Raw genomic sequence first — 13087 nt, 5'->3', positions numbered from 1 at the left:
AAGCGCCCCCTCCGACCCACCCCACACCACATCCCGCACCGGCGCATCCCACAAGGAACACACCTCATCAAACGCCCCCGCGAACACCGGAAACGTCTCATACAACCCCCGCCCCATCCCCAACCGCTGCGCCCCCTGACCCGCGAACACCACACCCAGACGCACACCGTCACGTGCGCGGCCGGTCACCACGTTCGGGGCGGGTCGGTCGTCCGCCACGGCTGTCAGGCCGGTCAGGGCCTCGGACATGGCGTCGGCGGCGATGAGGGCGCGGTGTTCCAGGAGAGCGCGGGTACGGGTCAGGGAGACGGCAAGCTCCGGCAGGCCGGTCTCGGGGTGGTCCGACAGGAAGGCGGCCACGCGGCGAGCCTGGTCGCGCAGCCCTTGGGCCGATCGTGCCGAGAGCGCCAGCGGCAGGGCGTGCGCGGGAGGGCGGTCGGCGGATGCCGGTTCGGTCCCGGTTCCGTCAAGGGCCCTTTCCTGTGGCGTCTGTCGGGGTGCTTCCTCCACGATCACATGGGCGTTCGTCCCGCTGATGCCGAAGGACGAGACGCCCGCGCGGCGGACGCGGTCACCGCGCCGCCACGGCCGTGTCTCGGTGAGCAGCCGGACGGCGCCGGCCTCCCAGTCGACGTGCGGTGTCGGCTCGTCCACGTGCAGTGTCGCCGGGAGGGTGTCGTGGCGCAGGGCCATCACGGTCTTGATCAGCCCGGCCATCCCCGCGGCCGCCGCGGCGTGGCCGATGTTGGACTTCACCGAGCCCAGCCACAGTGGGCGGTCGGGGGCGCGACCGGCCCCGTACGTTGCCAGCAGTGCCTGGGCCTCGATGGGGTCGCCGAGGACGGTTCCGGTGCCGTGGGCCTCGACCGCGTCGATGTCGTCGCAGGAGAGTCGTGCGTCGGTGAGCGCGGCGCGGATGACACGTTGCTGCGCGGGTCCGTTGGGCGCGGTCATGCCGTTGGAGGCGCCGTCCTGGTTCACGGCGGAGCCCCGTACGACCGCCAGCACCCGGTGTCCCTTGGCCACGGCGTCGCAGAGACGTTCCGCGAGCACCAGGCCGATGCCCTCGGACCAGCCGGCGCCGTCGGCCGCCGCCGCGAACGACTTGCAGCGTCCGTCCGGGGCGAGACCGCCCTGCCTGCTGAACTCGACGAAGGCGATGGGCGTCGGCATGACGGCCGCGCCACCGACGACGGCCATCGAGCACTCTCCGGCACGCAGCGATCGCATGGCCAGGTGCAGGGCCACGAGCGACGACGAACAGGCGGTGTCCACCGTGATGGCCGGCCCCTCCAGGCCCAGCGTGTAGGCGAGTCGGCCCGAGGCGACACTGGTGGTGTTGCCGGTGCTCATGTAGCCGAGCAGGTCCTTGGGCACGTCGCGCACCTGCGTCCCGTAGCCGGACGGCACGGCGCCGACGAAGATGCCGGTCCGGCTGTTGCGCAGGGAGTCCGGGCCGAGACCCGAGCGTTCGGCGAGTTCCCAGGCTGCCTCCAGCAGCAGGCGCTGCTGTGGGTCCATGGCCAGGGCCTCGCGTGGTGAGATGCCGAAGAACTCGGCGTCGAAGTCGGCGATGTCGGACAGGAACCCGCCCTGCGCGGTGACCGAGGCCCCGCCGCTGCCGAGCGCGTCCAGGTCCCAGCCGCGGTCCGCGGGGAACTCGGTGATGGCGTCGCCGCCGGAGACCACCAGGTCCCACAGTGCCTCCGGCGAGTCCACGCCGCCCGGATACCGGCAGGCCATCGCGATCAGGGCGATCGGCTCGGCGTCGTCCGCGGTGGCCGCGCCGGTCGTGGGCGTGTCGGGCGCGGCGGCGGTGCCGGACAGCTCGGACCACAGATGGGCGGCCAGCGCCTCGGGCGTGGGATGGTCGAAGGTCAGCGTGGCCGGCAGCCGTCGGCCCAGATCGGCCGAGAGCCGGTTGCGCAGTTCGACCGCGGCCAGCGAGTCGAACCCCGCCTCACGGAAGGTCCGGCCGGGCGGAACGGAGGTGCCCGGGGTGTAGCCGAGCACGGTGACCATGTGTCCGACCACCAGATCGAGAGTGCGCCGACGCCCCTCGTGTTCCGGCAGCCCCGCCAGCCGTCGCACCGCGTCGCCGCCCGCCTCGGCGGCGGAGGACCGGGGCTCGGCCACACGGCGTACGGGCTCCCGCAGCAGGCGCCCGCACAGCGTCCTGAGCGCGGAGCCTTCCGGCTGCTGCGCGACCGCGTCCGTGTCGAGGCGGACCGGCACCAGCACGGGCTCGTCGGTGCGGCACGCGGCGTCGAAGGCGGCCAGGCCCTGGTCGCCGGAGAAGGGCAGCAGCCCGCCCCGGGACATCCGGGTCAGCTCAGCCTCGGTCAGTGCCCCGGTCAGGGCGCTGGCGGGCTGCCAGTAGCCCCATGCGAGGGACAGCGCGGCCAGCCCCTGGGCGCGGCGGTGGGCGGCCAGGGCGTCCAGGAACGCGTTGGCCGCCGCGTAGTTCCCCTGGCCGGGGCTGCCGACCACGCCGGCGGCGGACGAGTACAGGACGAACTCGTTCAGCCCTCGGTCCCGGGTGAGTTCGTGCAGATGCACGGCGGCATCCAGCTTGGGGCGCAGCACCCGGTCGATCTGGTCGGAGTTCAGGGCCGCGACGGTGGCGTCGTCGAGGACTCCGGCGGCGTGCACGACTCCGGTCAACGGCAGGTCGGCGGGGACGGCGTCCAGGAGGTCTTCGAGCTGCCCGCGGTCGGCGACATCGCATGCGGCAACGGTGACCCGGGTTCCCAACTCTTCCAACTCTGCCTTGAGTTCGGCGGCTCCCGGGGTCCGCAGGCCTTGTCGGCCGCAGAGCAGGAGGTGGGGTACGCGGTGGTGGGTGGCCAGATGCCGGGCGGCCAGGCCGCCGAGCGTGCCCAGACCGCCGGTGACGAGGACGGTGCCCGAGTCCGCCCAGGGGCGGCGCGGCACGGTCAGCACGAGCTTGCCGATGTGCTGCGCCTGGCTCATCTCCCGGAACGCGTCCCCCGCCCGGCGCATGTCGCGCGCGCTCATGGGCAGGGTCTGCAGCTCTCCCGCTTCGAGCAGGCCGACGATCCGCCGTAACAGGGCGCCGAGAACGTCGGGACCGGCATCGGCCATCAGGTCGAACGCCCGGTACCGCACGCCGGGGTGGTCGGCGGCGACCTGGTCGGCGTCGCGCAGGTCGGTCTTGCCCATCTCCACGAACCTGCCGCCGTGCAACAGCAGCCGGAGGGACGACTCGATGTACTCCCCCGTCAGGGAGTTGAGCACGATGTCCACGGCCGGGAAGCGGTCGGCGAACTCGGTGGTGCGGGACGAGGCGATGTGGTCGTCGTCGAGGCCCAGGGCGCGCAGCGCGTCCCATTTCCCCTCGCCGGCGGTGCCGTACACCTCGGCGCCCAGGTGGCGGGCGATGCGCACGGCGGCCGTACCGACTCCGCCGGCGGCCGCGTGCACCAGCACCCTGCTTCCGGCGGTGAGTCCGCCCAGGTCGACCAGGCCGTACCAGGCGGTCAGGTACGCGATCGGGACCGAGGCGGCGCGTTCGAACGACCAGTCGTCCGGGATGCGGGTGAGCAGGCGGTGGTCGGTGACGGTCCGGTCGGCGAAAGCCGTCGGCATCAGTCCGAGTACCCGGTCGCCGACCGTGATCCCTTCGACGCCCTGTCCCACGGCGGTCACCACGCCGGCGGCCTCGCTGCCCATGCGTCCGCCGCCGGGGTACAGGCCCAACGCCAGCAGTACGTCACGGAAGTTGAGGCCTGCGGCCCGCACGGCGACGCTGACCTGGCCGGGGCCGAGGGGTTCGTCCGGTTCCTCGGACGTGGGGACGAGCGCCAAGCTCGTCAGCGTGTCGCCTCCTCGGGTGGACAACTCCCAGCCGTCGCGCGCCGGCAGCGCGAGCCCACCGCCGGCGCGGGCTCGGCGCAGGCGCGGCGTCAGGAGGGTGCCGGCCCGGACGGCGATCTGGGGCTTCCCCGAGGCGACCGCGGCGGCAAGCGAGGCGGCGATCCCGTGGCCACCGTCCTCGTCGAGGTCGACCAGGACGATCCGGCCCGGGTGTTCGGACTGCGCGCTGCGCAGCAGACCCCAGACGGGGGCATGCGCGAGGTCCGCCACGTCGTCGCCCGGTGCGGCCGCGACCGCCGAGCGCGTCACGACGACCAGTCGTGCCGCGTCCCTCGCTTCATCGGCGGCCCACTCTCGGACCAGCGCCACCGCGTCGGCGAGGAGGGCGCGCGCCACGTCGACCGGCCGACGGTCGAGGCACGCCGTGACCACGACCTCCGCCGACGCCGGCACGTCGGCCAGGGAGGCGGCCACGCCACAGCCCAGGCCCAGGTCGTCGCCGCCGAGAACGGTCCACGTGTCCGGAGCGGTGGCGGAGGCCGCCTCTGCGACCGGCACCCAGTCCAGACGGAAGAGGTCCTCGTCGTCGCGGTCGGTCACGAGGGAACCGGCGGCCACCGGCCGGACCACGACCTTCTCCACCGAGGCCACCGGACGGCCGGACAAGTCGGTCACCAGCACGGAGAGCGCGCCGTCGGTGGCGCCGCCGCACTCCGCGACTCGGACCCGCAGTGCTGCCGCGCCTGCCGCGTGGAGCGCCACGCCGTTCCAGGAGAACGGCAGCCGGACCCGGCCGTCGTCGCCGAAGAAGCCGCCGAACCCGCTCGCCTGGAGCGCGGCGTCCAACAGGGCGGGGTGCAGTCCGAACCGGGATGCCACCAAGAGCTGTTCGTCGCCCAGCGCGACCTCCGCGTACACCGCGTCGTCATGGCGCCAGGCCGCACGCAGCCCCTGGAAGGCGGGGCCGTAGCCGTATCCCGCCTCCGCTGTGCGGGCGTAGAAGTCGTCCAGGTCGATCGGCGTGGCCTCCGGCGGTGGCCAGGTCTCCAGTCCCGGCGGGCTGTCCGGCGGCTCTTCGGTCAGGACGCCGACCGCGTGCCGGTGCCAGGTCTCCCCCAGAGCGTCGTCGGAGCAGGCGGACACGGTGAGCATGCGTCGACCGTCGTCGTCCCTGGCCCCGACGCGTACCTGGACGAAGGCGCAGCCGTGGTCGGGCAGGACCAGGGGTTGTTGCAGGGCCAGTTCCTCGACCTGCGCGCAGCCGACCTCGTCGGCGGCGCGCAGCGCCATCTCCAGAAAGGCCGCACCGGGCAACAGCGCCTTGTCGAGCACCGTGTGGTCGGCGAGCCAGGAGTGGCTGTAGCGGGAGAGCCGTCCGGTCATGACGTACTCGTCGGTGTCGGCCAGCCGGATCGCGGCGCCGAGCAGAGGATGGTGGGCCCCGCGCACGCCCGCGGCGGCCACCCAGTCGGTGGGGACGCTGCCGATGCCGCCCTCCAGCCAGTAGTGGCGGTGCTGGAAGGCGTACGTGGGCAGCTCGACCGTCCGTGCGTCCGTGCCCGCGAAGGCAGCGGACCAGTCGACGTCCACGCCTCGCACGAACACCTCGGCCAGCGAGGTGAGCACCCGCGGGACACCGCCGTCGCCGCGGCGCAGAGTCCCGGTCACCACCACGTCCGACAGCCCGGCCGTCTCCTCCACACCCACCGTCAGCACCGGATGCGGACTGACCTCCGTGAACACCCTGTTCCCCCGCTCCAGCGCGGTGGCGACCGCGTCCTGGAAGCGCACCGTCCGGCGCAGGTTGGTCACCCAGTACTCCGCATCCAGACCGACCGTGTCCAGCACCTCACCGGTCACACTGGAAATGAAGGGGATCTCACCGGTACGCGGCGTGATGCCGTCCAAAGCGTCACGAATGTCGTCGGCGATCCGGTCCACATGCGAGGAATGCGAGGCATAGTCCACCGGGATCCGCCGCGCCTCCGGCACCCGGACAAGCAGCTCCTCCAACGCCGCCACATCACCCGACACCACCGTCGACGACGGCCCGTTGACCGCAGCCACCGACAACCCCAGCCCAGCAGCAAGCTCCGACGCCCACTCCACCGCGAGCGGCAGCGACACCATCCCGCCCGAACCCGCCAACTCCCGCAACGCACGACTACGCAACGCCACCACCCGCGCCCCGTCCTCCAAAGACAGGCCACCGGCCACCACCGCAGCCGCGATCTCCCCCTGCGAATGCCCCACCACCGCGGACGGCCGCACCCCGAACGACTCCCACACCCCCGCCAGCGACACCATCACCGCCCACAACGCCGGCTGCACCACATCCACCCGATCCAGATCACCGGCCAGCACCTCACGCAACGACCAGTCCACCAACGGGGCCAGCGCCGCCTCACACTCCGCCATCCGCTCACCGAACACCGGCAAGCCGTCCCACAACTCAAGCCCCATCCCCGCCCACTGCGCCCCCTGCCCCGGAAACACCAACACCGGAGACCCCGACACATCCGCCACACCGGTCACCCCGGCAGTGGGTGTGCTCGACAGGGCCTCCAGCAGCTGGGTCCCGTCGGAAGCGACGATCACGGTGCGATGTGTCAGGCGGGCACGGGTGGACGCCAAGGACCAGGCCACGTCGGTGAGTCGGGCGGCGTCGTTCCCGAGGAAGTCGCGAAGGCGGGCGGCTTGGGCGTCGAGGGCGTCCATCGAACCGCCGGAGAGCACGAACGGCAACGGCCGGCCCTCGGGCCGGTGCTCTTCGGCGTCGTGGGGCGGAGTCTCGGGCGCCTCCTCCAGGATCACGTGGGCGTTGGTGCCGCCGTAACCGAAGGAGGAGACGGCGGCCCTACGGGGGCGGCCGTCGACGGGCGTCCAGGGGTGGGGTTCGGTCAGCAGGCGCACCTGTCCCCGGTCCCAGTTCACCTGGGCGGACGGTGCGTCGATGTGCAGGGTGCGGGGCAGCACCCCGTTCCTCAGCGCCATCACGGTCTTGATGACGCCCGCGACGCCGGCCGCCGCCTGGGTGTGCCCTATGTTGGACTTGACCGACCCCAGCCACAGGGGAGCGCGCTCACCACGCTCCCGGCCGTAGGTGGCCAGCAGTGCCTCGGCCTCGATGGGGTCGCCGAGGGTCGTGCCGGTCCCGTGCCCCTCGACGGCGTCGATCTCCGAGGGGCTGAGGCGGGCGTCGGCCAGCGCGGCCCGGATCACGGCCTCCTGGGACGGGCCGTTGGGTGCGGTGAGCCCGTTGGACGCGCCGTCCTGGTTGACCGCCGAGCCCCGCACCACCGCCAGGACCCGATGCCCTCGCGCCACTGCGTCCGCCAGCCGTTCCAGCACGAGAACGCCCACGCCCTCGGACATGCCGGTGCCGTCGGCGCCGTCGGCGAACGCCCTGCACCGGCCGTCCGCGGACAGGCCTCGCTGATGGCTGAGGGACATGAAGACCTCGGGTTCGGCGATGACCGAGGCACCGCCGACCAGCGCCAGGGAGCACTCCCCGGCGCGCAGGGAGGTGACGGCCAGGTGCAGTGCCACCAGCGACGACGAGCAGGCGGTGTCGACGGCGATCGACGGTCCGACCAGGCCCAGGGCGTAGGAGATCCTTCCACACAGGGTGGAGGAGGCATTTCCGGTGGTGAGGTAGCCGGCGACGTCGGCGGGCGGTTCCTTGAGGATGTCGTTGTAGCCGTTGGGAAAGGTGCCGGCGAACACACCGGTGCGCGTTCCTTTGAGGGCCGTGGGGTCCAGGCCGGACCGTTCGAGCGCCTCCCAGCAGGTCTCCAGCAGCAGCCGCTGCTGGGGGTCCATGGCCAGGGCCTCCTTCGGCGACACGCCGAAGAGTTCGGCGTCGAAGCCACCGGCGTTCGCCAGAAAGCCGCCCTGGAGGACGTACGACGTGCCGACGCGGCCGGAGTCGGTGTCGTGGAGCGCCCCGAGGTCCCAGCCGCGATCGTCCGGAAACGGGCCGATCGCGTCGCCTCCCGACGACACCAGGTCCCACAGCGCTTCCGGCGTGTCGGCTCCGCCGGGCAGGCGGCACGCCATGCCGACGACGGCCAGGGGCGTGCTCTCCTCCAGCTCCTCCACCCGGCGGCGCGCCGTCAGGAGGTCGGCGGTGGCGCGCCGCAGATAGTCCCGGAGCCTCGCCTCGTTGTCCGCCGGTGAGGTCACGCCTCCAGCTCCTTGTCCAGCAGCTCGAAGAGTTCGACGTCGCTCGCCTCGCGGACCTGGTCGTGTGTGTCGCCGTGGGGTCGGACCTCGCGCCAGGTGGCGATCAGGCCGCGTAGGCGGTCTCCCACGGCGCTGTGGGCGCGGTCGTCCGACGGGTCGATCCGGGCGAGGGCCGCCTCCAGCTGTTCGATCTCCAGGAGGCCGGGGATCGGGTCGCCCTCGCCGAAGAGCTCCAGGCGCAAATGGCGGGCGAGTTCGGCGGGGGTCGGGTGGTCGAAGACGACGGAGGCGGGCAGGCTGAGCCCGGTGGCGGCGCCGAGCCGGTTGCGCAGTTCGACACCGCTCAGGGAGTCCACACCCAGTTCCCTGAAGGCCCGGTCGGGCTGGACGGCTTCCGCGGAGCCATGTCCCGAGGTGCCGTGTGCCAGCACCGCGGCGGCCTGCTTGCGGACCAGGTCGAGCAGTGCCTGGTCACGTTCGGCGGTGCCGAGTCCGGCGAGCCGGTCGACCAGCCCGGAGGTGTCGTCGGCCGTGGTGTCGTCGGCCGCGGGGGTCTGCGCGTCGGTGGTGGTCTCGTGCAGACGCTTGGCGTCCGGCAGCAGGTCGAACAGGCGGGTCGGCCGGTCGGGGTCGATGCCGAGGGTGAAGTCGTCCCACCGGATGTCCACGATCACGGGGCGGCTCTCGTCGTGGTCGAGGGCGCGTTGCAGGGAGTCGACGGCAAGCTTGGGGTCGATCTCGTACAGGCCCTGCATGCGGGCGCGTTCACCCGCGCCGCCCGCGGCCATTCCCGCGCCGGCCCAGGTTCCCCACGCGACGGTCGTGGCGGACAGTCCCTCGGCGCGGCGGTACTCGGCGAAGGCGTCGAGGAACGCGTTGCCGGGGGCGTAGTTGGCCAGGCCGGCGGAGGCGTGGCTCGCCCCGAAGGAGGAGAACATCACGAACGCCGACAGGTCGCGGTCCCGGGTGAGTTCGTGCAGGTTGAGGGTGCCCCGCACCTTGGCGCGCAGGACGTTCGCCATGCGCGCGGGGGTGAGTGAGTCGATGACGCAGTCGTCGAGGGCGGCGGCGGTGTGCACGACCGCGGTGAGCGGCTGGTCCGCGGGGAGGGCCGCGAGCCGGCCGGCCAGGGCGTCCCGGTCGGCGATGTCGCAGGCGGCGACCGTGACCCGGTCCCCGAACTCGGCCGTGAGTTCCGCCGCCGCCGGGGCGTCCGGGCCGCTGCGGCTGAGCAACAGGACGTGCGGGGCGCCGGCCTGCACCAGCCAGCGCGCCACATGGCGGCCGAGGGCGCCGGTGCCACCGGTGACGAGTACGGTTCCCTCGGGCCGCCAGGTGCGCAGCGCGGGGGTGTCGCCGAGCGGGTCGCGCACGAGCCTGCGGACCAGGACGTCCCAGGACCGCACTGCGATCTCGTCCTCACCGTCGATGCCCGCCAGGACGGCCGACAGCCGTTCGCGCACCGGGTCGCTCATTTCCTGAGGCAGGTCGACGAGTCCGCCCCACAACCGCGGGTGCTCGCGCGCCGCGACCCGCCCCAGGCCCCAGGTCAAGGCCTGTTGGGGGTGGCTGACCCGGTCGATCCTGGTGGCGGAGACCGCGCCCTGGGTGAGGAACCACAGCTGCGCCGCCGTGCCGGTGGCGTCCGCGGCACGGGCCAGGGCCCGGATGAGAGCGGCGTTGCCGGCGAGTCCGGCCTGCACCACTTCGGCGGCCGGGTGGGGGCGGTCGTCCACGGCCAGCAGGGACACCACTCCGTGGAGGCCGGGGGTGGTCTCGACGATCTCGGCGACGCGGTCGGCCAGGGTGTCGTCGACGGTGTCCTGCGGTGCGACGCCCAGGTACATCGATTCGGCGCCGTGCTCGCTGAGGGTCTTGGCGCAGGCCGTGACCAGGTCCTCGGCTCCGGCGTCGGGGGCGACGAGCAGCCAGGTCCCCGACAGGTCCCCGCCCGAACGGACGACCTCGGAGACGGACCAGACGTTCTGGTACCGCAGGACGTCGGTGGCCGCGTTGCGGCGCTGCCGGCGCCGCCATTGGGTGAGGGAGGGCAGCGCGGGCGCCAGGGCCTGGCCGTCGCCCAGGTCCAGCAGCTCGGCGAGGGAGTTCAGGTCCTCGTTCTCGACCGCGGCCCAGAACTCGTCCTGGCCGGCGTCGGCGGCGCTGTCCGTGGTGCCTGCCGGCGGCTCGGTGTCCGGCGACTCCAGCCAGTACCGTTCGCGCTGGAACGCGTAGCCGGGCAGGGCGACACGGCGGGCTCCGCTGCCCTCGAACCAGGGGTTCCAGTCCACGGGGAGGCCCGCCGCCCAGGCCCGGCCGAGGGAGCTCAGCAGTTGGGGCAGGCCGCCCTGATCGCGCCGCAGCGTGCCGATCACCGCGGCCTCGGTTCCCGCGTCGTGCAGCGTGTCCTCGATCCCGACGCTGAGGACGGGGTGGGGGCCGACCTCGACGAAGGCGCGGCATCCCAGGTCGAGCGCGGTGTGCACCGCGGTCTCGAACTGCACGGTCTTGCGGAGGTTGGCGATCCAGTAGTCGGCGTCCAGCTGCCGGGTGTCCAGGACCTCTCCGGAGACGCTGGAGATGAAGGGGACCTCGCTGCGGCGCGGTGAGACGTCGGAGAGCGCCTGGCGCATGTCGTCGACGATGAGATCGACGTGCGCGGAGTGCGAGGCGTAGTCGACGGGGATCCGGGTGGCTCGGACACCCAGCCGTTCGGACTGCGCGAGGAGGTCCTCCACGGCGGCCACGTCGCCGGCGACCACCGTGGAGGACGGGCCGTTGACGGCCGCGATCGTCAGGCGGCCGTCCCACGAGGCCAGCAGGTCCCGGGTGCGTTCGGCGGACTCGGCGAGCGAGACCATGCCGCCGAGGCCGCTCAACCAGATCAGTGCCTGGCTGCGGCGGGCCACGACCTTGGCGCCGTCCTCCAGGCTGAGGGCGCCGGCGACGACGGCCGCGGCGATCTCGCCCTGGGAGTGGCCGGCGACGGCGGCCGGGACGACGCCTGACGCGCGCCACACGTCGGCCAGGGAGACCATGGTGGCCCACAGGACCGGCTGCAACTTGTCGACGTGCTGCAGCCAGTCGGCGTCGGGATCGCGCAGGACGTCCAGCAGGGACCAGCCGACGAACGGCCGCAGGGCCTGGTCGCAGCGGCCCATGCCGGCGGCGAACACCGGTGAGGTGTCGAGCAGTTCGACGGCCATGCCCGCCCACTGCGAGCCCTGCCCGGGGAACACGAGCGCCACCCGGCTGTCGTCGGCGGCCCCGCCCGCGGGTGTCGGTGCGGTCGGTTCACCGTCGGTCAGCGCGGACAGGCCGCTCAGTGCCTCGGCGCGGTCGGAGGCGACCACCACGGCGCGGTGCGAGTGCGTCGGCCGGGTCGCCGCCAGCGACCAGGCGACGTCGGCCAGGCGCAGGTCCGGATGGTCGACGAGGAACCGGCGCAGCCGATCGGCCTGGGCGCGCAGGCCGGCGTCGCCGCGTCCGGAGACCGTCAGGGACACCGCGGCAGGGGCTCGGCCGGGTTCCGGGGCGGCGGACCGGTCGTCGGCGGTCGGCTCCTCGAGGATGACGTGGACGTTGGTGCCGCTGACGCCGAAGGAGGACACGCCGGCACGCCGGGGCCGCTCGTCCGGCACGGACCACGGTTCGGACTCGGTCAGCAGCGACACCGCTCCCGCTTCCCAGTCCACCTGCGTGGACGGGCGGTCGATGTGCAGCGTCCTCGGCATGACACCGTGTCGCAGGGACATCACCGTCTTGATGACGCCGGCGACGCCGGCGGCCGGCCCGGAGTGGCCGAGGTTGGACTTGATGGAGCCCAGCCGCAGCGGCGGGCCGTCGCCCCGGTCCTGGCCGTAGGTCGCCAGGAGGGCCTGTGCCTCGATCGGGTCACCGAGTGCGGTGCCGGTGCCATGACCTTCGACCATGTCCACGTCCCCGGTGCCGAGTCCGGCGTTGGCCAGTGCCGTGCGGATGACCTCGCGCTGACTCAGTTCGCTGGGGGCCGACAGCCCGTTGCTCGCCCCGTCCTGGTTGGCGGCCGAGCCCGCGATGACCGCGAGCACGGTGTGGCCGTTGCGCCGTGCGTCGGACAGCTTCTCCACGAGGAGCATGCCGGCGCCCTCCGACCACGTGGTGCCGTCGGCGGTGTCGGCGTACGACTTGCAGCGTCCGTCGGCGGCCAGCGCCCGCTGCCGGCTGTACTCCACGAATCCCGCCGGGGACGGCATGACGGCGACGCCTCCGGCGAGTGCCAGTGAGCACTCGCCGTTGCGAAGGGACTGGCAGGCCAGGTGGAGTGCGACGAGCGAGGAGGAGCAGGCGGTGTCGACGCTGATCGCCGGGCCTTCCAGGCCGAAGGTGTAGGCGACCCGTCCGGAGGTGACGCTGGTCATGCTGCCGGTGGCGAGGTAGCCCTCCATGCCGTCGGGCACCCGGTCCAGGCGGGTGAAGTAGTCGGTGGTGACCGCGCCGACGAAGACACCCGTCTTGCTGCCCCTGAGCCCGGCGGGGTCGATGCCGGCGCTTTCGAAGGCGTGCCACGCGGACTCCAGGGCCAGCCGCTGCTGGGGGTCCATGGCCAGGGCCTCGCGCGGTGAGATACCGAAGAAGGCGGGGTCGAAGTCGGCGGCGCCCTCGATGAAGCCGCCCTCGCGGACGTAGCTCTTGCCGGTCCGGTCGGGGTCGGGGTCGTAGAGGTCCTGGGGCCAGCCGCGGTCCGTCGGGAAGGGCGCTATGGCGTCGCGTCCGTCGTGGACCAGATCCCACAGCTCCTCCGGCGAACTCACTCCGCCGGGAAAACGACATGCCATTCCGACGATGGCGATCGGTTCTCGCCCGGCCTGGGAGACTTCGAGAAGGCGTTCCCGTGTCTGACCGAGTTCGGCCGTGACCCGCTTGAGATAGTCACGGAGTTTTTCCTCGTTCTCCATCGCCATATCAACCCCACCAGGTGAGCCTGTCGAATTACGGTCGCGTACGGGAACCGATGTCCTCGCCGTGGGCCTTTTCCGATCGCACGGCGTTTCCATCACTGTTGCTTCGCGCCTTTGGCGGTCCT

General features: G+C 72.8%; 2 protein-coding genes and 1 pseudogene. All 3 read right to left on the bottom strand.

Going from position 1 to position 13087, the window contains the following annotated elements; genetic code table 11:
- Positions 1–3609 (bottom strand): type I polyketide synthase (locus tag ACZ44S_RS38305; protein ID WP_466937976.1); only part of this gene is annotated, 3609 nt, incomplete at its 3' end.
- Positions 3610–3627: 18 nt separating this feature from the next.
- Positions 3628–8022, bottom strand: a pseudogene (locus tag ACZ44S_RS38300) (type I polyketide synthase); the annotation flags it as partial.
- Positions 8019–13058, bottom strand: coding sequence for a type I polyketide synthase (locus ACZ44S_RS38295; protein WP_466937974.1), 5040 nt, complete (start codon positions 13056–13058; stop codon positions 8019–8021). The pseudogene ACZ44S_RS38300 and the gene ACZ44S_RS38295, both read right to left, overlap by 4 nt.
- Positions 13059–13087 lie beyond the last annotated feature (29 nt).

This window comes from Streptomyces malachitofuscus (assembly GCF_055571035.1).
Note: the sequence above shows the minus strand (reverse complement) of the source record. Positions and strands in the feature narration are given on the sequence as shown.

What these genes read in the sequence shown, in the direction of transcription:
- ACZ44S_RS38295 (WP_466937974.1), bottom strand. Translation starts at nt 13,058, where the DNA reads ATGGAAACGCCGTGCGATCGGAAAAGGCCCACGGCGAGGACATCGGTT.